This is a genomic window from Crinalium epipsammum PCC 9333 (assembly GCF_000317495.1).
GTDB lineage: Bacteria > Cyanobacteriota > Cyanobacteriia > Cyanobacteriales > PCC-9333 > Crinalium > Crinalium epipsammum.
In genome coordinates this window covers 1,230,395-1,252,986 of the sequence record NC_019753.1, presented here as the reverse complement: position 1 = coordinate 1,252,986, position 22,592 = coordinate 1,230,395, and the positions used below count along the sequence as shown (strand labels likewise).

Below are 22,592 nucleotides of genomic sequence, written 5' to 3'. Positions count from 1 at the left end.
ATGAAAGGTGATTTTACAAAACTTACATTTCAGTCTGAAAAGCATTATACCAGCGTTTTGATGCAGCAAGGTCGGCTGCAATTGGATTCCGATTGGAATGAACAAGTAGATATTCAAAACCATCTACGTCATACTCAAACAATTGATCTAATTGGCGCTAATAGTGGCGTACCTACAAGTGAAGGAAACTCGGAACCCCCCTATAAAGATAGTTTTAAGATTAGTGTAACTCCAGATTGTATTGATTTAGCGATCGCTCCTGGTCGCCTCTATGTCAATGGCATATTGTGTGAATTAGAAGGAACATTATTCGATTTACCGCCTTCCAATAATTCCTCTCCCGACCAAATAAAACTATCTACCCTGAATTTCGATGGTCGGAACCTAGACAAAAATCAATGGGTTGAAATCTATCCAGATGCTAATGCTAAAGAAGGGTCAAATAAAAAACAGTGTTTCCAAATTAAGAATATTGAACCCCAAAAGATGGAGTTGACGCTAAGTGAGCCAGTAAAAGAAGCGTCTGGAAAAATGCGAATGCGTCGTCTGCTAACTTACAAAAATCAACCCGATTATCCTAACCCCGATAATGGTAGTAGCAAGGTAGAAAATGGTTTTTATTTCGCCTACATTGATGTTTGGCAACGACATATCACCACAATTGAAGATCCTAAACTTCGTGAAGTTGCCCTAATTAATACCCCAGATACTGCAACGCGCAGCCAGACTGTTTGGCAATTGAAACTTAAAAAACTTGAAACATCTGATCCCATTCCTAACAATAACGTAATTAAAGAAGAATGGGAAAATTTTATTGATGAACGCAAAAATCGTCTATCCTACATGAATGCCTGCGCTGGATTATGTACTTCTGCTGGTGCAACATCTAATGGCAGAGGTTATCAACGTCTAGAAAACCAACTATATCGCGTTGAAATTCACAACCCTGGTCAGGCAGTTAGAGATAACAATCAAGAAAAAAAAGCCACATTTAAATGGTCTCGTGAAAACGGCAGCATTGTCAGTGCCATTGAAAAGTTCGACGACAACATCATCACAATTCGCAAGTCAAGCCAAGATGCTTGGACTAATTCTCAAACTGGACAATGGCTCGAAATAACTGATGAAGAAATCGAATTGAAGGGGAAACCAGGTGTATTAGTTCGCCTGCTAAGAGTGTCTGACACCAAAATTGAGTTCGATCGCTTTAGCATTATCAATGGTCCAATTCCGTCAAATGCTACTAAAGTACGGCGTTGGGATCATATCACCCCAGAAGCAGCCATTACCGCCATTGATGACTGGATTTCTTTAGAAGCTGGAATCATGGTCAAATTCAATCCCGAATCGCACTACGAAACGGGTGACTATTGGATAATTCCCGCAAGATCTGCCACCAACGATATTGAATGGTCTAATGACCAAGCTGATAAAACAATTCGTAAACCCTTAGAGCAACTTCGTCAGGGAATTCACCATGATTACTGTCTCCTGGCATTAGTGGAAGTGGAAAAAGGTAAGTTTAAGCCAGTAGAAAAGGATCAAGATTTGCGGGTTGTTTTTCCCCCATTAATGCGTTGCTTAGATAAAGCAGGTGGTGTCATCACTGGCTCCTTAGAAATCGCTCTCGATTTGAGCCAAAACAATAGTAGCGATTTCATCAGTGCTTTAAAACTGACAAAAAAACTGGATAATACTAATTCTCAATCAATAAATTTTGGTTTTCAGAACCATAATTTTGTTTGGCAAACTAATGACCAAGACCGGATCACAATTACTCCTGATGGCAATGTGGGTATTGGGAATCCTAAGCATCAAAGCCAGCTTGATATCAATGGTACGGTGAAGGCAACACAACTAGAAGGAAATTATCTTAAGTTAAAAAACATAACCGTCAAGCAATTTTCTAATGATAGTAATCTCAAAGACGACCCAGAGTCTGTACCAACGGAAAAAGCCATAAAAACAAAGGTAGAAACAGAAATTTCTGATTTGAAGAAACAACTCCAAACCGAGTTGAAGGGAGAAATTACTAGGGTTGAAACAACTTTAAATACCAAAGCGGATCAAGCAAAGGTAGAAACAGAAATTTCCGACTTGAAGAAACAACTCCAAACCGAGTTGAAGGGAGAAATTACTAGGGTTGAAACAACTTTAGATAGTAAGGCTGCACTCACAGGCGATATTGATGTGGAATTTAATGCCAAAAGCATTAAAGTAGAGAGAAGGATTTATGCAAAAGAGCTTGATGTTGAGGAAAGAATCAACTCTAACAGTGTTTTAATCAAAGGCAAAACTGTTAGCGGTGGATTTTACCAAATTTCGTCACAGGCTCTGAAAGAAGAGATTAACGACTTATCTAGTCAAGAAGTTACAGATCTTCTTAGCTCCCTTAATCCAGTTAAATATTTATACAAAGAAGATGAGTCAAAAACAGCCCATGCTGGTTTTATTGCAGAAGATACACCCGATTTATTAACTTCTAATGACAAGCAAACCATTAAAGTTGTCGATCTTGTCGCTGTTCTTACCAAAGTTGTTCAAGATAACCAAAAAACATTGCGTAATTTGGTAAGAGTTGTTAAGCAACAGCAGAGTGAAATTACAGCGTTAAAAAAGACAGTACAAGAGTTAAAAACACCGAGGTCAGACATGGAAAATTCGTAGAAGATAAAGTGATTATTTTTCAGACTTGATCAAATAATTCTGCATTATGTAGCAACCCCAAAAAAGCAAAAAGGAGGACAATTATGGTAAAAATTGAAGTAGCAGGAATTCATCTCGTTAATCTTGCAGAATATCTAGAAGCAATTAAGCTTTTTATTAATTGAAACGCAAGAAATTATAAGTCGATCACTCAGTATTAGGAAGAGGAAATATTTATGCCAGTCACACCTACTTATCCTGGTGTTTACGTTGAAGAAATACCCAGTGGTGTTCGCACCATTACGGGCGTTTCTACATCTATTACTGCCTTTATTGGTCGCGCTCTTAAAGGACAGCTAGATGAACCAATACGCATTCAAAACTTTGGCGATTTTGTGCGTCAATTCGGGGGGCTATGGAATCACAGCACCATGAGCTACGCGGTGCAACAATATTTTCTAAATGGTGGTCAAGATGCCATTATCATTCGTGTTCATAAGGGTGCAACTAATGCCAAACTAACTATAGGAAGCTTGAAGCTTGAAGCAGCTAGTCCGGGCAGTTGGGGCAAGAATCTACGATCTGCCGTTAACTATAACACTCGCAAAAATGATGATGGTACAGAAGACCCTAAACTGTTTAACTTAACAATTCAGGAATTAGAAGCACCAGGTTCCGATAAAGTGGCTGCGACTGAAACTCTCCGCAATCTTTCAACCGATCAGGATTCTGCTCGCTTTTACAAAAAAGTAATTGAACAAGAATCAAGCTTAGTTAATGTTCCAGAAAACGAGCCAGATATCACTACTCGCCCTGATGACACAAAGTTTAAGGATAAAACCCAGGAGCTAGACTATGCTAAGGCGGATGTCGCAACGGGCAGTGATGGTGAAGATATAACTGATCGAGAGATTTGTGATCCTGGCTTAGAGGCTGATCGCAAAGGGCTGTACGCCTTAGATAAAGCTGATTTATTTAATCTACTCTGCATTCCTCCCCTCACACGAAAACAGGACGATAAAGCGGACGTAACGAAAGAAACATGGGCAAAGGCAGCTAAGTATTGCAAAAATAAACGAGCCTTTTTGATTGTAGACCCACCTTCAGACTGGAAGAAAATTTCCCAGGCTGTCAGCAAGGTAGATGATCTTCGCGACGCTATCGGGACTGATCTTGCCACCAATGCAGCGATTTATTTCCCCCGCTTGAAGATGGCTGATCCACTTAAGGAAAATCGTACAGAGGAGTTTGCTCCTTGTGGCGCGATCGCAGGAATTTTTGCTCGTACTGATTCGCAACGAGGAATTTGGAAAGCACCTGCTGGCATAGAAGCATCAGTAGTAGGAGTACGAGAACTTTCCTACAAAATGACTGATGGTGAAAACGGTCAATTAAATCCTTTAGGCGTGAATTGCGTGCGGAATTTCCCTGTATATGGCAATGTCCTTTGGGGGGCTAGGACGTTAGCGGGTGCAGATCAACTCGCTTCCGAGTGGAAGTATGTTCCCGTTCGCCGACTCGCCTTATACCTTGAAGAAAGCCTATACAGGGGGACGCAATGGGTAGTATTCGAGCCAAATGATGAACCTTTGTGGTCACAAATCCGGCTTAATATTGGCTCATTTATGAACAACTTATTTAAGCAAGGAGCATTTCAAGGGAAAACCCCTAAAGAAGCTTACTTTGTCAAATGTGATAGTGAAACAACCACTCAATATGACATTGATCGAGGCATCGTAAATATCGTCATTGGTTTTGCACCCCTTAAACCTGCTGAATTTGTCATCCTCAAATTCCAACAAATCGCTCGTGAAAGTGCAACTTAACTTTGATCAAAAGTCCATATAATCCTTTGCGCTCTTGGCGCTCTTCCTACCCTACGGGAAGCCTCCGGCTAATGCGCTCTTGGCGTTAAAAAAAATCCAATACAATCAGGAAAAAAAAATGGCTCAATTTAGCGTAAATGCCCAACGCTTCGACCCCTACAAAAACTTCAAATTTCGCGTTAAATGGGATGGCAAGTATGTTGCAGGTGTGAGTAAAGTTGGAGCATTAAAGCGTACCACCGAAGTAGTAAGTCATCGCGACGGCGGAGATCCCAGTAGTCAACGCCACTCACCAGGCGCAACTAAATATGAAGCAATTACACTGGAACGAGGCGTTACCCATGATAAAGAGTTTGAACAATGGGCGAATAAGGTTTGGAATTATGGTTCTGGTTTAGGGGCAGAAGTATCGCTAAAGGACTTTCGCAAGGACATCATTATTGAATTGATGAACGAAGCGGGACAAGTTGCGATCGCATACAAAGTCTTTCGCTGTTGGGTATCGGAATTCACCGCTATGCCCGAACTAGATGCCAATGCGAACGCGGTTGCTATCCAAAGTATTCAACTGCAAAACGAAGGTTGGGAACGCGACTATGACGTAAGTGAGCCAACCGAACCCAGTTTCCTAGAACCTAGCTAATCTATGCGTCCCTTATCTGCCGATCGCATTCTGCAAATCTGGGAAATCGGTCAGAGTCAGCATCCTATTGATCGGGCGCTGACTCTCCTCACCTTTGCTTGTCCAGATCGAACAGCCCAAGAACTAGCATCCCTCAGTATTGGACAACGAGATGCGTATCTGCTGACGCTGCGAGAAATGACATTTGGCTCTAAAATCAACGGGTTTGCAGAGTGTCCCCAGTGCAGCGAACAATTGGAATTTGCGATGAATGTGGGAGATATTCGCATTGTTGAATTAGTAGAACCGCAAGCGCAGCAATATTCTCTGGTGGCGGAAGAATTTGAGTTGCAATTTCGCTTGCCTAACAGTTGGGATCTCGCTGCTATTGTGGGATATCAAGACGTGGGTGCAGCTAACTTGCAACTGATAGAACGTTGTCTATTGCAAGTAAGTCGAGATGGAGTTGCAGTTAACTATAGCGAATTGTCGGCAAGTGCGATCGCTCAACTTGCATCACAAATGTTAGAGTGTGACCCCCAAGCAGAAATACTATTTGACCTCAACTGTCCAGCTTGTAATCATTCTTGGCAGGTGCTTTTCGATATCGTTGTATTTTTCTGGAAAGAATTGAGCGTGGAAGCAAAACGCTTACTCCGAGAAGTTCACCAACTGGCAAGGTTTTATGGGTGGCGAGAAACCGATATTTTATCTATGAGTGCAATGCGACGGCAATTTTATTTAGATATGGTTTCTGATGGATAACTTTCTGACTCGACTGGTAAGGCGCACTCTAGGTTTAATGCCTGTAGTACAACCAATGATTGCCTCGAATTTTGCTCCCAAAGAGGTAGTTTTGGACAACTATTCATCAGGGTTTGAGATTGAAACTAACACGACAAAGCCTTTCTGGGGTGGGGAAATGTCAATTCCGCCAGATGTGCGATCGCCTAGCGACTCCAAAGGGGTGTGGTCAAAACCCGTTGCTGGTGATGAGCAGAGGGAGCAGGGGAAGTTAAAATTTACACCAACTACTTATGACCACACCCACGCCGAGAAAATATCGCTAAGTAATCTTCCAGCAAAAACATCAAGTTTGCCTGAAAATGAAAGCTCCTCTTTATCACCCTTTGAGCAATTAATTGATGGTAACAACAAACTAATTGTTGATAGTTCTCTAGTTGAAATAACTCAACAAAATCAAGACGGGTTAACTATTACCCAAAGCGATAAGCAAAGAAACTATGTTCATAACCAAGCTGAGTTAAAAGTTATTTCCGAGCAAAAAGTTGTAGAAGTTGGAACTTTGTCATCTCCTTTATCTCAACAAGTCAGATCATCTCCAGTTGTGCCTGAATCATTATTGCAGCACAAGAGGAGAGGGGAAGAAATACAGAGTGAAAAATCTAATAATTCTAGTGCTGATAAATTTGAAACCGCGTTTACGTCCAACTTAAATAAAGACATATCTAATTTTTCACAAAATCCTAACCCAAAGCTACCAGATCAAGAGCCAAAGGTTTTTAATAATTTTAATAACAATTATTTACAAAAAATAACGCCGAGTCAAACAAACTATGAGAACAGCTTAGAGCCAATTGAACCTTTAGTTAAGCCAGAAATAGAAACTGGACTGCAAGTTGAAACTAAGTCATCAAGTTTGCGTAAAAATGAAATATCTTCTTTATCACCCTTTGGGCAGTTAGTTGATGCTAACAAGGAACTAATTGTTGATAATTCTATTGAAATAAGTCACCAAAATAGAGAGCTATCAAGTGTTGCCCAAAGTGGTACGCTGGAAAAATATATTCATAAACAAGCTGAATTAGAGGTTATTTCCGAGCAAAACAAACAAGTTAAAACCCCCAATATACTGAATTCTCAAATAACAGAACTGCCCTTAGTGAGTTCTGAGACTATGATCGCAGTTCAGCCTTCTGAAAATTTTAAACTGAATCAAGTTGAACATTTAATTAATCAAGAAATTATTAATGAAATAATACCACCAGTCCAAGCAATCCCACAGATAATTAATTTAAATTACGCTCAAAATTATACAAAATTAAAAAAAATAAATGCTAATAACCAGGATACCCTGATTGCATTAACGGATACCTCAACTTCTCAGCAACCTTATTTTGTACAATTAGGCAAAGAGGTTAGTCCCGAAAAACAGGAAAATTCCAAATTAGGGAATGAGAAAATACAAGAAAGTAAAGTTTATGCTAGTAGCATTGTCAATAAGTTTATATCTCAGAAAAATTCGATTTTAAGTAACTCAAAGCTAAGAGTTAATCAAGAATTAAACGAAGAACTGCAAACAAGTTCGGATCTTTCAATATCTCAGAAGGAGCGATCGCTAAATCGGGAATTAGCTGCTCTCACTAGGCGATCGCTTTCCGTATTATCTCAGCCTTCCTCTAAGCAATCAAGCATCGATCCGATCGCAAATAAAGTGCCAGATTCAGTGCAATTAAACTCAACCAATCGTCGAGAAGTTGCAAATAGCAAGCATTTAGCTTGGCAAAATGTCTCCCACATAGAACCGACGATTCAAATAACTATCGGTCGCATTGAGGTGAGAGCAAACAATCACCCAACTTCCTCTACCGCCCCAAGTAAATCATCTCAACGCACACCAAAGCTTTCTCTGCAAGATTATCTCAAACAACGTCAGGGGGAAAAGTGATGAGTAACTCATTAGCTATAGCAGCAGTAACTAAAACCCTACGCAACCTTATTGCCAAAGGAATTGCCGATGAGATAGGCAGTGGTAGCGTTACAGCACGTCCACCAGATAAGGCACGGGATAATAGTGACAGTGGTAATCAGATAAATATTTTTCTCTACCAAACCTTACCGAATGCAGCTTGGCGCAATCAGGATTTAAGAAATCGGGTAAAACCAGGTGAAACAGGTCAAGCACCCCTAGCATTAAATCTTTATTATTTAATTACTGCTTACGGGCAGGATAACGATGATATATTAAGTCATCGCTTGCTAGGGACAGCAATGCGAGTATTACACGATCATTGTATTCTCAATCCCATTGAGATTAAAAATGCTTTAGCAGAAAGTGATTTGCAAAATCAAATTGAGCGAGTTCGCATCAATCTTGTAACACTTTCTTTGGAAGAGTTATCCAAATTGTGGAGTTGTTTTCAAACTCAGTATCGCATTTCTACGGCTTATGAAGTTTCTGTTATTCTTATTGAAAGCGATCGCCCAGTTAAAGCACCTCTACCAGTATTAACTCGCGGTAGTGAAGATAGTGGCATTATTGCACAAACAAATCTCACCCCTTCTTTTCCAACCTTGCAAGCAGTGGAACTCCCTGATCAGCAAGCTAGCGTTCGCTTGGGTGAAGTTTTGACACTGAGGGGGCATCACTTAAATCGCGAAGACAGCAAAGTATATGCCTTGTTTAGCCATCCGAGTTTAGCCAAACCGATAAGAGTGGAGTTGCCAGCAAAAACAGCCACAGAATTAGATATTCCCTTATCGGATCAAGCAGGTATTTGGTCGCCTGGAGAAGAACCCAGCAATTGGCAAATAGGAATTTATAATGTAGCAGTGCAAGTGATACAGGATCAAAATGAACAAACAAGTAATGCCCTACCATTCTCATTCGCACCTAGCATCAAATTAGATAACTTAGACGCTGAAAGAAATTTATTGACGCTAACGTCTCAACCACCAGTAAAATTGGGACAGAGAGTAGTATTATTGCTAGGCGATCGCGAACTTATCCCAGAAGAAATTGATCCAAGTGGTACAAGCCTAGTTTTTAAAATCAGAGGAATTTCTGCTGGGGATTATTTTGTACGTTTGCGTGTAGATGGGGTGGACAGTTTATTAGTAGATCGATCTGCTACAACACCTATTTTTGACCAAAACAACAAAGTAGAAATCCGTACATGAGTAGCAATAGATACTCTTGGCGAGTTATGTAATGTTTGAGCATTATTAACAATAAATGTTAATAATGCTCAAGCCAATACTGCTAATAGCCAGTTTTTTTGCGGGTTCCAATCTCTTGGTATTTGTGTCATCATCAGTTACAACTAGGTTTTAGCTAAACTTTTTTTAGCTTCATAAAATTGACAAGCCGCGTATCCTAAAGAGTAAAGCACAGCCGCATTACTAGATGCTCCCACAACAGCACCTATGCCTGGGATGAGTTCCACTAAACCTAACCCAACTTTGGTTACGCCAGAACCAGCAAGAGATAAACCAAAAATTGCTAAGACTTCACCTCTGCGAGTTGGATCTTTTAAATCAAATCCGTAAACTGCCGCAATTCGATAAACCATTTCTGCTTGCAGGGTGGTAACTGCGACTATATCTACCGCAAATAATGCTAGTGCTAATGGGGGTACAAAATTACTCAGTAATCCAATGCCACCACCTTTGATAGCAGTATCAACTATGACACGATGAGCAAGTTGCTGTGAGGTTTCTTGGGGATAGTCTTGTTTAAGCTTGATAACTTCAAGATTAGCTCGATCAAGCTCGATATTACCGAGTGCTGTCATTAAGAAGTTAATTCCGGGAAGCTTGCCAGCATATTTAATCAAAGAATTTTCAGCAATAGGAGCAACAAAAGAACCAACAGTTTCCGTAGTTTGTTCTACCAGTCGTACTGCTGGAGGCACAACTGTATCTCCTAGCGCAGTAGTAGCGTTGCTCATATTGTTAATAGCAGACTGGAAAGTTTGCGATGCCATATTAGCTATTTGAGTTGCTGTAGCGATCGCATTACCGATTGAGTCTGTAGAATTCTGTTGGTTTTGTGTTGCCATAGGTCACAGTTAGCAAATTTGCTGTTTTTATATTTAATGTTTAATTTAAGGAATTATTAGAAAGATTGCGTCTATCGGTTGACAGTGATGCGCTCAAATAACAATGTCAAGACTACAATACTTCAGTCAGAAAGCTCTCAATCGCTTCATTGCTGATCCAGAAACGACACTGCGATCGCATCTAATCTATCAATGGTTGCATACCATGTATTACCAATTTATGCAACCCTGGAGAACTTGCGGAAGAGTAAATATTATGTTTTGTAAAGATAATGCCTGTAGATGAGGAGTGAGTGAAAAATGTACATCGTACAAATAGCTTCAGAATGCGCCCCTGTGATCAAAGCCGGAGGCTTGGGAGATGTTGTTTACGCACTGAGTCGGGAATTAGAAATTCAGGGTAATACCGTCGAGATTATCCTGCCGATGTACGATTGTATGCGCTACGATCATATTTGGGGGCTGCATGATGCCTACCGTGATTTGTCTGTACCCTGGTATGGTGGCGCGGTTCACTGTTCTGTCTATTGTGGTTGGGTACACGGACGGCTGTGTTTTTTCATTGAACCCCACTCACAAGATAATTTCTTCCATCGCGGCTGTTATTACGGCTGTGATGACGACAATATGCGCTTTGCCTTCTTTAGCAAAGCTGCCTTGGAATTTCTCCACCGTAGCAATAAAAGACCAGATGTAATTCATTGTCACGACTGGCAGACAGGTCTAGTTCCAGTAATGCTGTTTGAGATTTACAAATATCATGGCATGGAATATCAACGGGTTTGCTACACCATCCACAACTTTAAACACCAGGGAATAGCGGGTGCTGAGATTCTACAGGCGACAGGTTTGAATCAAGAAGCTTATTATTTCCAATATGAACGCTTGCGTGATAACTTTAATCCCTTTGCTATAAATATGATGAAAGGGGGCATTATTTACTCAAATCATGTCACCACAGTTTCACCTCACCACGCTTGGGAAGCGCGTTTTACCGATATTGGATATGGTTTAGGTCACACCTTGCATTCATTTCAGTACAAATTTAAGGGTGTGCTGAATGGTATAGATTATGATGTGTGGAATCCAGAGAGCGATCGCTACATTCCTGGTCACTACAGTAAAGATAATTTAGCCGAAAAAGCACTCAATAAAAAAGCTTTACGAGCAAGATTGCTACTGCGTGATGTTGATAAACCACTAATTTGCTACATTGGTCGCTTAGACGATCAAAAAGGCGTACATCTTGTTCATCATGCAATTTACCATTCACTATTTAAAGATGCACAATTTGTATTACTAGGTTCGGCAACAGGAGCAAAAATTAATGCTCAATTCCAACACGAAAAACGTTTTTTAAACGATAATTCTGACGTTCATTTAGAACTTGGTTTTAACGAAGAATTATCCCATCTAATTTATGCTGGTGCTGACATGATTGTAGTTCCTAGCAATTATGAACCTTGTGGATTAACTCAAATGATCGGGTTTAGATATGGCACGGTGCCAATTGTTCGAGGTGTAGGTGGACTGATAAATACAGTATTTGACAGAGATTATGACCAAACAAAGTCTCCCGAAAAACGCAACGGCTATGTTTTCTACGAATCTAATTACCAGGCACTTGAATCAGCAATGGATCGGGCAATAGGATTGTGGTATGACTATCCTGAAGAATTCCGCAAGCTTGTTGTTCAGGGTATGGAATATGACTATTCTTGGAACATACCAGGCGCTGAATATTTAGATATTTATGACTATATTCGTCATAAATGGAGCGAAGTTATAGCTGCTTAAATTCAGGTAGGATTTACGCAAAACAATACGCGGGCAAGATGCCCGCACTCCTTATGTGGTCATGGCAAATTAATTTAACCTGTAAATCTCGTGTCGATCTGTGTGCATCTGTGGTTAATTATCTAAAATTTGACTTATGAAAGCCGACTAATATATAACTCTCAAAATTTTTTGACTGATAAAATTGTACAGTGAAACAAATTCTCATCATCGTCCATCAACCTACCTCCTATACCGGACTGGTTGGTAAAATCCTCCGCGCCAAAGGATATCACCTTGATATTCGCATACCTAGCCAAGGCGATCGCCTACCAGATGCGATCGCAAATCATCAGGGGGTAGTGATTTTCGGTGGTCCTATGAGTGTAAACGATCGCGATTTACCATTTATCCGTCAAGAAATTGATTGGATACAGGTAGTATTAGCATCATCTAAACCTTTTTTGGGTATCTGTCTAGGCGCTCAAATGTTGGCGCGTACCCTTGGCGCAGAAGTTACCCGCCATCCCAATGATCAAGTAGAAATTGGTTATTTCCCAATTATCCCAACCCCAGAAGGAAAAGCAATTTTTGGTGAATCTTTATATGTTTATCACTGGCATAATGAAGGATTTGATCTGCCTCAAGGCGCTGTTAAACTCGCTGGTGGTGAAACTTTTAGCAACCAAGCTTTCCGCTATGGAGCAAATGCTTATGGTTTACAATTCCATCCTGAGTTAACCGAAGAGATGATCCGTCGGTGGACAATATTAGGATCTGATATGCTGACACTGCCAGGGGCGCAGTCACGAGAGCGGCAGCTACAAAATTATGCTAAATATGGATACGCTTTGGAAAAATGGTTAGAAAATTTTCTTAACCTTTGGTTACATCCAGAAAAATAAATAAAGCATTTAATATCTAGGTTTCAGACGTGGATAAGTACTGTTAATTTTGCAGTATTAAAAATGTAAGATTATTTTAATTATTCCAGAAATATTAAAAATAGTATAATTAGTCAAAGTTTTTATTGATTACATCTACAATGAAGAGCGAAAGTTATCAAAAACCAGAGTTTACCCGTGAACATCGTTTGGGTTTAGTTGTTTATGGAGGAGTTTCCTTAGCTATTTACATGAACGGTGTTTGCCGAGAATTTTATAATGCTGTTCGTGGTCGAGGGATCTATAAACTTATTAAGGCACTAACTGATTCAGATATTATTGTTGACATTATATCTGGAACCTCCGCAGGCGGTATTAACGGCGTTTTGCTCAGTTACGCCTTAACTAATAGCAATGAGCAAGAAATTGTAGATTTTAAAAACTTTGACCAAATTTGGCGTGATAGTGCTAATATTCGCAAGTTACTACGCCAACCCAAAAACAATGAATATAATAAATCCGACTCACTTTTTGATGGCGAAAATTATTATCAAAACGCTTTAGAAAATGCTTTGAATCAAGCACATTCAAATAAAAAGCAAGCCCCTATTGATGAGTGGTTATCCCAATCTAATGAATTAGATTTATTTGTAACAGGTACAGATGTTTTAGGGCAAGTATATAAAGTATTCGATCAGACTGGCTCAGTAATAGAAGTTAACAACCATAGGACTGTATTTCAACTCAAACATCGTCAAGGACGCAAGGAGCCATTCAACTTTAAAAGTAATCCTGCGGTTCCTCAAATTACTACCCCAGAAATACATCAATCACTAGCTAAATTATGTAGAATTACGTCTTGTTTTCCTGTGGCATTTCCGGTTGTTACAGTTGAACTTAAAAATCCCAATAATTATGTTGATAGTATGTTAGTGAGGTGGGGTGATTTAGAAAACAGAGATTTACCAGAACAGCGACCACCCAAGGGTTATAATTTACATTTTGTAGATGGTGGTGTGTTAGATAATCGTCCTTTCAGTTATACGATTAAGGAGATGTATTATCGCACAGCTAATCGTCCTGTCGATCGCAAGCTTTTTTATATTGATCCTAGTCCAGATCGTTTTTCTAATGCTGCCAATTTTCAAAACATGGCTAAACCAAAAATTGGACAAGTGATCCAAGATTCTGTGATTGGTTTACCGAGTTATGAAAGTATTGCTAATGATTTGCAAGCGATTAAAGAACGTAACGAACAAGTCCGTCGTTATAAGGCGTTACTTGCTAATGTAGAAGCTCCAATTAGTTCAGAAGATGCTACGACTGAAAAAATTGATGTTCAAGAAGAAATTTATCTGCTGACTCGTTTAATTAATTTGCGCGATCGCCTGTTGCCTCTAATTTTAAGAATGCAACAGAATGATGTAGTAAATTCTGACAAGGCAAAAATTTTAGAAAAAATAGCTGAGTTGCTTACAGAACGGATTCTTGACCCTGAAGAAAAAAAAGAGCGGGATGAAATTTTACAGGAATTTGGTAAGCAGATTCGTAATTTAGATATAGAATATGCTTTAAGAAAACATTTTTATATTCTACAAAAAGTTTGTCAAAGGATTGAAAAGGAAGAGCAGTATGAGCAATATACAAAATTAAAATTGCTCTCACAAAGAATTAGCCGCCAAATAAAGTTGCTTGAAGTTATTCGTGCAGCTTTGGATATGCTGATGAGTAACAGAAACGTAAGTCAGTTTTTTTATCAGCTAATAGATCAGGCAACGTCAAATAATCAGTTGCGCTCTCAAATTTACGATAGCTTATTTAGATTACATCGTTACCTACTTGATCCTCATAGCCTCAACGATTTATTGCCGACAAATGCACAAAAAAATGAGCTAGTAGAACTGCCAGCAGACTTTTTTCTGAAACTACCTTTACTAGCTCAACAATTAGATGAGGAAGCGTGGTTGCCACAAAAGCAGCTTTCTAGCATCTTAGAACAATTAAGACAAAAAGTTGTGCAACTGGAAGTTGGTTTGGACATTGCAAAAAACATTCACTTAAACGATAAATTTAATTATGATGAGCAGGAGAATGAAAAATTTACCACCATTTTACGGCAGGTAGAATTATCTACTGAGGTACTAATCCATAATAGCCAGTTGAGTAATTCTGAAGAACTATTGTCAAGATTTAAAGGATTTAGACAAGTCGATCAAGTTCTGTATCCTTTTGAATCTTTAACTGAAATTGGTGAGAAAGAAATAATTCAGACAGTTAGGATTAGCCCTAATGATGCTCAATTAGGACTAGGTAAATCTAAAGGATTAGAGGGTAAATTAACCGGAGATACCTTATATGCTTTTGGAGACTTGTTTAAAAAATCTTGGCGTTCTAATGATATTTTATGGGGTCGCTTAGATGGCTTAAACAGAATTGTAGAAGCTTTGATAACTCCTGAAGCGCTCAAAAGATTTCCTCATTTTATTAAGCGGGAAGCAAATAAAAAAGGCTGTTTGGAAGAAGAATACATAGAATTTTTGTTAGATGAATCTTTGAATAAAGATGCTCTAGAACGCGAACAAATCAAGGCTTATTTGATCAAATTACTTCAACTTGATTTTCAATTCAATCAAGTTGAGATGAAAGAATTTCTAGATGCTGTAGTTATGGCAGGTCATCGAGTAATTCTTGATACCGATTTACAGAAGGTAATAGCAGACGCAATTGATGAACAATTTACTTGGAATTTGCAGAGAGTTAAGCCAGAAAATTTCAGTTCCAATAAGCAAAATCAAGAGGTGTCAAGGTTAGATAATGAGACAAATTACAACCCGATAAAGGGTTATTTTGACAAAACTGTTAGCGCAATAGCCGCCGCCAAAATAGCTAAAGAAGCTGTTGATTCATGGGAAGATCCACACAAAAAAGAGCATTTCTTTCGCAATGAATATAGGGTAGGTAAAGAGAAATTGGATCTAGATGTTCCTAATGTTATATTAGTAAATCTGGCAACAAGGAGCATTTTAGTTGCACGAGATATTATTAAAAATGCTTTGGGAATTGACCAAGTAAGAAGGCTAAGTAGGCATCCTATCTATCAATTTTTTGATAAGTCTTTACAACTGTTTTATTGGTGGTTACAATATCGTGGACCAGTCGCACTTGAAAGCGCTAGTTTTAATCGTGGGCGACCAATAATCCTAATCTTGCAGGTGGCGTTATTAGTGGTGGCAATTGCTGGAGTTGCAGTTACAGTATCTCAGTCATGGGTATGGATAGCGATCGCACTTGGTGCTACGGTATTATTCTGGTTGATCGGTTTGTTGAGAAAATCACAATAAAAACAAGTCCTAAAAAACTTAATTTAATCGGAAGATTACCATTTCACGCCAGTAAGATGGTAATCTTTTTGTGTTTAACTCCGATATTCAGCGAAGCTCAAGAATGTTGATTTTCCCTGGTAATATCAATGGTAATTTTGCCACCAAAATCGGGAATAGGGGCAGCAGGTTTGCTAAGTTTTACTTGTACTTGGCTGACACGATCAAATTGTAAGATAGCTTGTGCGATCGCATCAGCCAATTTTTCTACTAAAGCAAACTTAGAAGTTTTCACCAACTGCTGTACAGTTGCAATTACACTACGGTAATCAAGGGTGTCTTCTATTGCATCACTTTTACCTGCTGGTGATAAATCTAACCACAGGCTAAGGTCTACCTCAAACCATTGTCCCAATAATTGCTCCTCTGGCAAATAACCCGTGTAGCCATAGCAGCGAATCCCTGTTAATTGAATGCAATCCATAATTTTTAACCTAAATCTTTATGAGTAAATGATTTAGGATTTGATCCACTGTATGTTGCAGCAATGTGACCATCACCTGTAATTTGATACTTATAAGTTATCAATCCTTCTAAACCAACAGGACCGCGAGGGGGCATTTTTTGGGTGCTAATTCCTACTTCTGCACCAAAACCATAACGGAAACCATCAGCAAAGCGTGTGGAACAGTTATGATATACTCCAGCAGCATCTACTTGAGCGATGAATATATTTGCTGCATTTTGATCTTCGGTGACAATAGCATCAGTATGGCGTGAACCGTAAGTATTGATATGCGCGATCGCTTCATCAACTGCATCAACTATTTTAATCGACAAAATTAAATCGCTGTATTCTGTCGCCCAGTCTGCTTCTGTCGCTGGTGCAATATCTACAATCTGACAAGTTTGCTCATCTCCCCGTAATTCAACATTACGTTCTTGCAATGCAGTAGCAACTTGTGGTAAGAAATTTGCAGCAATTTCTTGATTAACTAACAACGTTTCAATCGCGTTACAAGCTGCGGGATATTGCGTTTTTGCATCTACAGTAATAGCGATCGCCTTCTCAATTTCTGCTGCTTGATCTATATATAAATGACAAATACCTTCTGCATGACCTAACACTGGAATGCGGGTATTTTCTTGCACAAACCGCACAAACGAGTTAGAACCTCTAGGAATAATTAGATCCACATATTGATCTAACTGTAACAGCGCCAAAGTTTCCTCTCTCGTCGTCAGCAGTTGCACCACCTCCGGGTTAACTTCAGTTTTAGCTAATCCTTGACGGATAGCTTTAACTAAAGCTTCGCAACTCCGCACAGCTTCTTGTCCACATTTGAGGATGACACCGTTACCAGATTTGATTGCAAGGCTAGAAATTTGAACAACTGCATCAGGACGCGCTTCAAAGATTACCCCTAAAACACCCAAAGGACAGCTAACCCGCTTGAGGATTAATCCTTGATCCAATTCTCGATTAATTTGGATTGTACCAACTGGATCGGGTAACTTACCGACATCTCGCACACCTGCGATCGCACCCTTGAGTTTAGTTTCATCTAATTTGAGTCGGGCGTATAAAGCCTTAGCAATTCCTGCTTCTTCAGCCGCTTTACAATCTGCTGCATTCGCCGCCAGGATATCGGGTGCGGCGGTTTCTATTGCTTGGGCGATCGCTTCAATGGCATGATTTTTAGATTCAGTGGATAATACTGCCAAATTACGCGCAGCAGTACGAGTACTTTGGGCGAGATCAATTAGGGGACGGGAAGCAATAAAAGAAGCTGTCATGGGTCTATTTAATTACCTATTTGCAAGTTTAATGGTTAGGACATTTCATTTCTTAATATATCTACCTATCACAACGTCTATTTTTGAGCCGCTATTTGTGCTTTAGCTTGCTGCCAAAAATTTTCTAATTCTTCAATTGTGTAATCTGTCAAGGGGCGATCTGCAAAAACTTCCATTTTTTGCAAGCGTTGAATAAAACGCTGATTAGTACCTTGTAACGCGGCGGTTGGGTCTAAATCATGCCAACGAGCAACATTAATAATAGTAAACAGTAAATCTCCTAATTCTGCTTCCTGATGTGCTTTATCTTCTGTTGCAAGTGCTTCTTTTAATTCTGCTAACTCTTCCTCAAACTTTGCCCAAACACCCTCAACGTTATCCCACTCAAAACCAGCATCAGCAGCTTTTTGAGAAATTTTCATTCCCGCCATTAGCGGGGGGAGTGTACGCCCATAACGGCTTAATTTGCGACTTAGTAGTTGTGCTGCTTCAAGAGTTTCGCCTTTTTCGGCTGCTTTGATTTTCTCCCAATTTTGATGCACTTCCTCAGCATTTTGCACCTCAACATCTCCAAAAACATGAGGATGACGACGGATTAACTTTTCAGTAATTCCTTGTGCAACTTCCTTTAAGGTAAACTTCCCTTCATCACTAGCTACTTGTGATTGCAAAACTACCTGTAAAAGTAAGTCGCCTAACTCTTCTGCGATCGCATCCTGATTTCCACTGCGAATTGCATCCACCACCTCATACGCTTCTTCAATTACATAAGGAATCAGCGTTTCTTGAGTTTGCGCCAAATCCCAAGGACAACCACCATCAGGCGATCGCAATTTAGCAATTACATCAATCAACTGTTGCAAGGCATCTTCTGTACTAGACATGGGGACTGGGGACTAGGGACTGGTGATAGGGGAAATCAATATACATTTTATGCTTATAACTTCTTCCTTGGCGTTCTTTGCGTCTTGGCGGTTCGTTTCCCCACCTTTCGCCCTGGAGATTTACGCTTGCTTGTAACCCGTCGCTTCTTAGCTTTAGGCAAAACCGCCTGCCATCCCCCTTTTTGATAGCGTTTGTAAGCCGATCCACCCCAGTCACTAAAAGAATGGCTCATTGAGCCTAATTCCATCCCCACAAACAAAGCGATAAATTCAGCAGAGTGTTGAAACAGCGATCGCACACCATCTTCTGCTAATCTTTGCCAATTCCATTGCCACCCTAGTAACAAATTAGTAACAACTAAAAATAGCAGCGTTAACACTAGCACTAGATTAGTAATGTAAAGCACTCGTATGATCGTGCCAATAATTAAGCCATGAGAAAAAACCGAGCGGTGATTTAATGCTTTCTGGTAGGGTATCCAAATCCAGCGAAACCAACCCCAGCGAATAAACTGCCGAGAGTGGATATCGAGGTCTGGACCAAACATCAGCCCAGCAAACAGAAAAGATCCTGCAAGTATCAAGGTTAAGTCGCCACTGCGGGTTAGCCCGTAGGTTAGTACAGTAACGACGGGTAAGAGCCACAGAGTAATGCGATCGTGAGTGCGACCAGAAGGCACAGTAATTTAGCAAAAAATACAGGACTTAAGCATTTTTACCAAATATTCAGCTTTTAGGGACTGGGGACTTGTGACTGGGAGCGGGCAGAAAGCCTTAATTTATCAAGCTTTTGGGGACTATTAACTTTTTTAACCTACCTCAGTCTAAAATATTTTTCCAAAAATATTAACAGGAACGAATTTATCTGCTACTATGTATAACTGTGAGCAAAAACACAACACGGGCGGTTAGCTCAGTGGTAGAGCGGCTGCCTTACAAGCAGTTGGTCGGGGGTTCAAATCCCTCACCGCCCATCTGAAATCTGTGTAGATTAAGACATTCTTTGTTGCCGTTGTCAAGTTAGATGTCATCTTGACATAATGTTGACCGGAAATTATGGGTTCACGTTCCCCGTAAAAGAGTGTAGCGCAGGACTGCTTTTTATCCTGAAACAGCCATGACTCATAAGACACTTCTACAACTAAAGCAGCAAGCCGATACCCTAACGCTAGAAGAACAACTAAAATTAATCGCCTATTTAGCCGAAAAAGCGAGACAAACGCAACCGACTATTAAACCTCAACAAAAATGGAGTGAAATTCGTGGTTTAGTTTCTGCACCTGTATTCGGTGAAGATGCTCAAACTTGGGTTTCCCGAACTAGACAGGAAGCCGACGAACACCGATAAAGCCAATTAAAACCGAATGAAAGTAACCGATAGCTTGCAGGGAGTTACCCGCCTATTTTTAGATACAGCACCCGTTATTTATTACATTGAAAACCATCCTCAATACTTTTCAGTCGTTGAAAGGATTTTTGATCGCATAGATAATGGCTTGTTAATTGCGGTTACTTCACCTATTACCTTAAGCGAGTGTTTAGTCATACCTTACCGCTTGGGACAACCCCAAATTCAGCAGTTATTTATTAACCAGCTAGTCAACGGCAACAATACGCAATTCAGATTAATTGACTCGGACATTGCCCAACAAGCAGCCGAATTGCGATCGCGGTATAATTTAAGCTTGCTTGATGCCTATCAGGTGGCTATTGCTATTGAAGATAGTTGTGAAGCATTTTTAACCAATGATATTGCCTTAAAGCGAGTCACTGAGTTGTGCGTCTTAGTAATAGATGAATTAGAACTGTAAAATTATCCCGCAAAAGACTAAAATTAAATTTTCAGGATTAATAATTACCTCTCGTACCTGGTCTGACAATTTAGAATCATTTTCTAAAAACCACAACAAAATATGAGTATCTAACAAAAAAATCACTACTCATCCCCATAAAATGCTGCAATTACTTCTTCTGAAGTCTCATCAAAATCATCAGCAATCTTAACTTGACCCTGCCAAAAACCCGCAACTCTTGGCTCTAAGGCATCATTAGTAACTGTAAGCTCAGATTGAGATAACGGCAAAACTTTTGCCAAAGGGATACCCTGATGAGTTAGGGTAACTTCAATATGATTTTGGATATCTGACAATAAATCAGCTAAATTATCAGATAAGTTAGCAATATCAAAAGTTTTTGGTAACATTTTGCTGCGTCTCCTGTTGTTTCAAACTTTTGTCATCACGGCGTTGAGTAGGTTTGTCTGTTTGCTATTAGCTGTATCAATTTGTTTTTCTATGTTGTCGCAAAGTGCCATGAGTTGATCGATTTTGGCAACAATGCGGTGTTGTTCATTCATAGGAGGAACTGCAATTGGCATTCTCCTTAGTCCAGATAGCGGCACGGTTTTCTGGGCAATGCCAGTAGCAACTGAAGTAGCATAATTAAACGCATATTTAGACTTTAATAAATGCGTAATATATTCTGTAGGAGAAGATTCAACTGATTTAAGAATTGCAACGTGACGTTGTACGCAAAATTTGCGATTGCTGTCTATAAAAATAGGGATACCATAAGAACCAGTTACGGTGTATAAAATATCATTTTTTGATGGCTTTCTTCCCCAATCTATTGATTCATAATAATCATGTGGCACAAATCTACAATTTTCCCAAGTAACTTTCCCTGTATTTAGGTTGCCAATTACTAAAAAAGGAATTCCATCATCTACTTTTGGTGGCGCTTGATGATCACCATCTGTAACTACAGCAAATAAATCTTGTAGATTTGTCCACTCCCAGCTTGTAGGTAAATTATAAGGAACTTCATCAAGCTTAATCTTTGGCAAAGGCTGAGACTTTTTAATTTTCCCTTCCTTAACTAATCTTTCCTTCTCTTTTTCAATTTCCTTCAACAACTCACTAGCAGGTTGATCGTTAGGATCTTGCGGGACTAATTTACCCATGACAGCGAGTTGCAAGATAGCTTTGCGTAACTCAGTTACATTTTCTTTAACTGAATAGAGTTCGCTGAAGTGTTGGGTGATGAATTGCCATGCGGTGTTAAAGTCGCTTTGGTCTTTTGCTATGATTAGACGATTGAGGGCGGAATTGTGGACGGTGATTTGTTTACGATCGCGATCGCTCCGCAGCCTTTCCAGTTCATCACATCGCGCCATCAATTCATCAATTTTGGCAATAAGACGGCGTTGTTCAGCAAGAGGTGGGAGTGGTATTTGAAATTGTTCTAAAACTTTTTTACTTAATCCTTCACGGGACATTCCAACTTGTCTTGACCAAATCATGGATTGTCCATAAGGAGATAAAAGCAAACAATGAATAAATCTTCTTATTTCAGGATTAACACAACGAATTATTGTAACGTGCTGACTGACATTTGCTTCTGCAAAATCATCTGGAACAATTGCACATCGACCTAATGAAGCACCAGTAATATTTAGGAGAATATCCATAGATATAACTTTTGTTGCAATCATTTTTCTATGCGTCTCTTCAGATATAAAAGCAACATCATCAAGTCTAATTTCATTATTCCAAATATTTTGAGAGCGTAAAAAAGGTATTCCTTCTATTTCATACGCATCTTTCCCCCCGCGTGGTGTACTTCCTGATCCTATTTTTGATACAAGTTGTTCTATCCTTACCCATTCCCAACTATTCGGCAAATCATAGGGTATTTCATCAGGCTTAATCTCTGGCAAAGGCTGAGATTTTTTAATTTTCCCTTCCTTAATTAACCTTTCTTTCTCCGCCTCAATTTCCTTCAGCAACTCACTAGCAGGTTGATCGCTAGGATCTTGCGGTACTAACTTACCCTGCATCGCCAGAGACAAAATCAACTCGCGTAACTTCTTAATCCCATCAGGTGCAGCAAAAGCAATATCAAAATGCTTTTCTAAAAGTGTTGTAGCGTTAGTATGTTTATTCAAGTCCATCCTTTATAATTTGTTATTTGCCCCCCTAACCCCCCAAAATTGGGGGGAACAAGACAATCTCTTAAAGTCCCCCAATTTTAGGA

Annotated in this window: 19 protein-coding genes and 1 tRNA gene; 13 read left to right on the top strand and 7 right to left on the bottom strand. The window is 39.6% G+C overall.

The window, feature by feature from the left end; translation table 11 throughout:
• The 6 genes from CRI9333_RS27645 to CRI9333_RS05365 all read left to right on the top strand — a co-directional run bounded on the left by CRI9333_RS27645 (window position 1) and on the right by CRI9333_RS05365 (window position 9,015).
• Window positions 1–2,667 carry a DUF6519 domain-containing protein gene (locus tag CRI9333_RS27645; RefSeq protein WP_015202150.1) on the top strand — a complete coding sequence of 889 codons (2,667 nt, stop codon included), beginning with the start codon at window positions 1–3 and terminating at the stop codon, window positions 2,665–2,667.
• A gap of 215 nt (window positions 2,668–2,882) precedes the next feature.
• Window positions 2,883–4,472, top strand: a complete 1,590-nt coding sequence (locus tag CRI9333_RS05385; RefSeq protein WP_015202149.1) for a phage tail sheath family protein — start codon at window positions 2,883–2,885, stop codon at window positions 4,470–4,472.
• Window positions 4,473–4,590: 118 nt separating this feature from the next.
• Window positions 4,591–5,115 carry a phage tail protein gene (locus CRI9333_RS05380; RefSeq protein WP_015202148.1) on the top strand — a complete coding sequence of 175 codons (525 nt, stop codon included), beginning with the start codon at window positions 4,591–4,593 and terminating at the stop codon, window positions 5,113–5,115.
• Between the two features lie 3 nt (window positions 5,116–5,118).
• Window positions 5,119–5,859 carry a T4 family baseplate hub assembly chaperone gene (locus tag CRI9333_RS05375; RefSeq protein ID WP_015202147.1) on the top strand — a complete coding sequence of 247 codons (741 nt, stop codon included), beginning with the start codon at window positions 5,119–5,121 and terminating at the stop codon, window positions 5,857–5,859.
• On the top strand, window positions 5,852–7,783 hold the full coding sequence (locus CRI9333_RS05370) for a hypothetical protein (RefSeq protein ID WP_015202146.1): 1,932 nt from the start codon (window positions 5,852–5,854) through the stop codon (window positions 7,781–7,783). The genes CRI9333_RS05375 and CRI9333_RS05370 overlap by 8 nt, the downstream gene beginning before the upstream one ends.
• The gene (locus tag CRI9333_RS05365; protein WP_015202145.1) at window positions 7,783–9,015 is read left to right on the top strand and encodes a DUF4255 domain-containing protein; all 1,233 of its coding nucleotides are present in this window, start codon (window positions 7,783–7,785) and stop codon (window positions 9,013–9,015) included. The genes CRI9333_RS05370 and CRI9333_RS05365 overlap by 1 nt, the downstream gene beginning before the upstream one ends.
• A gap of 143 nt (window positions 9,016–9,158) precedes the next feature.
• On the opposite strand, the gene CRI9333_RS05360 is transcribed toward CRI9333_RS05365, so the two are convergent.
• Window positions 9,159–9,896, bottom strand: coding sequence for a YcjF family protein (locus tag CRI9333_RS05360; protein ID WP_015202144.1), 738 nt, complete (start codon window positions 9,894–9,896; stop codon window positions 9,159–9,161).
• Window positions 9,897–9,999: 103 nt separating this feature from the next.
• Between CRI9333_RS05360 and CRI9333_RS26580 the strand changes: the two genes are divergently transcribed.
• The 4 genes from CRI9333_RS26580 (at window position 10,000) to CRI9333_RS05345 (ending at window position 15,897) form a co-directional block, all read left to right on the top strand.
• Entirely contained in the window at window positions 10,000–10,182 is a 183-nt protein-coding gene (locus CRI9333_RS26580) for a hypothetical protein (protein ID WP_157462271.1), read from the top strand.
• A gap of 14 nt (window positions 10,183–10,196) precedes the next feature.
• Entirely contained in the window at window positions 10,197–11,693 is a 1,497-nt protein-coding gene (gene glgA / locus CRI9333_RS05355) for a glycogen synthase GlgA (RefSeq protein WP_015202143.1), read from the top strand.
• A gap of 191 nt (window positions 11,694–11,884) precedes the next feature.
• Window positions 11,885–12,577, top strand: coding sequence for a glutamine amidotransferase-related protein (locus CRI9333_RS05350; protein ID WP_015202142.1), 693 nt, complete (start codon window positions 11,885–11,887; stop codon window positions 12,575–12,577).
• A 140-nt stretch (window positions 12,578–12,717) separates the two neighbouring features.
• Entirely contained in the window at window positions 12,718–15,897 is a 3,180-nt protein-coding gene (locus tag CRI9333_RS05345; protein WP_015202141.1) for a patatin-like protein, read from the top strand.
• Window positions 15,898–15,994: 97 nt separating this feature from the next.
• Here the strand turns inward: CRI9333_RS05345 and folB are convergent, their stop codons facing one another.
• From folB to CRI9333_RS05325, 4 genes are all read right to left on the bottom strand, one after another.
• Window positions 15,995–16,360 (bottom strand): dihydroneopterin aldolase, encoded by a 366-nt coding sequence (gene folB, locus CRI9333_RS05340; protein WP_015202140.1) that lies wholly within the window; start codon window positions 16,358–16,360, stop codon window positions 15,995–15,997.
• Between the two features lie 5 nt (window positions 16,361–16,365).
• Window positions 16,366–17,673 carry a glutamate-5-semialdehyde dehydrogenase gene (locus tag CRI9333_RS05335; RefSeq protein WP_015202139.1) on the bottom strand — a complete coding sequence of 436 codons (1,308 nt, stop codon included), beginning with the start codon at window positions 17,671–17,673 and terminating at the stop codon, window positions 16,366–16,368.
• A 77-nt stretch (window positions 17,674–17,750) separates the two neighbouring features.
• Window positions 17,751–18,557 carry a nucleoside triphosphate pyrophosphohydrolase gene (mazG, locus tag CRI9333_RS05330; protein WP_015202138.1) on the bottom strand — a complete coding sequence of 269 codons (807 nt, stop codon included), beginning with the start codon at window positions 18,555–18,557 and terminating at the stop codon, window positions 17,751–17,753.
• Between the two features lie 53 nt (window positions 18,558–18,610).
• Complete coding sequence (locus CRI9333_RS05325; RefSeq protein ID WP_015202137.1) at window positions 18,611–19,237, bottom strand: metal-binding protein; 627 nt, start codon at window positions 19,235–19,237, stop codon at window positions 18,611–18,613.
• A gap of 222 nt (window positions 19,238–19,459) precedes the next feature.
• On the opposite strand from CRI9333_RS05325, the gene CRI9333_RS05320 reads away from it, so the two are divergent.
• The 3 genes from CRI9333_RS05320 (at window position 19,460) to CRI9333_RS05310 (ending at window position 20,368) form a co-directional block, all read left to right on the top strand.
• Window positions 19,460–19,531, top strand: a tRNA-Val gene (locus CRI9333_RS05320).
• Between the two features lie 143 nt (window positions 19,532–19,674).
• Window positions 19,675–19,905 carry a hypothetical protein gene (locus CRI9333_RS05315; RefSeq protein ID WP_015202136.1) on the top strand — a complete coding sequence of 77 codons (231 nt, stop codon included), beginning with the start codon at window positions 19,675–19,677 and terminating at the stop codon, window positions 19,903–19,905.
• A 16-nt stretch (window positions 19,906–19,921) separates the two neighbouring features.
• Entirely contained in the window at window positions 19,922–20,368 is a 447-nt protein-coding gene (locus tag CRI9333_RS05310; RefSeq protein WP_015202135.1) for a type II toxin-antitoxin system VapC family toxin, read from the top strand.
• A 125-nt stretch (window positions 20,369–20,493) separates the two neighbouring features.
• Here the strand turns inward: CRI9333_RS05310 and CRI9333_RS05300 are convergent, their stop codons facing one another.
• A complete protein-coding gene (locus tag CRI9333_RS05300; protein ID WP_015202133.1) occupies window positions 20,494–20,760 on the bottom strand; it encodes a hypothetical protein in 267 nt (88 codons plus the stop codon).
• A gap of 21 nt (window positions 20,761–20,781) precedes the next feature.
• Window positions 20,782–22,509: a restriction endonuclease subunit S gene (locus CRI9333_RS05295; protein ID WP_015202132.1), complete on the bottom strand. Its 1,728-nt coding sequence runs from the start codon at window positions 22,507–22,509 to the stop codon at window positions 20,782–20,784.
• Window positions 22,510–22,592 lie beyond the last annotated feature (83 nt).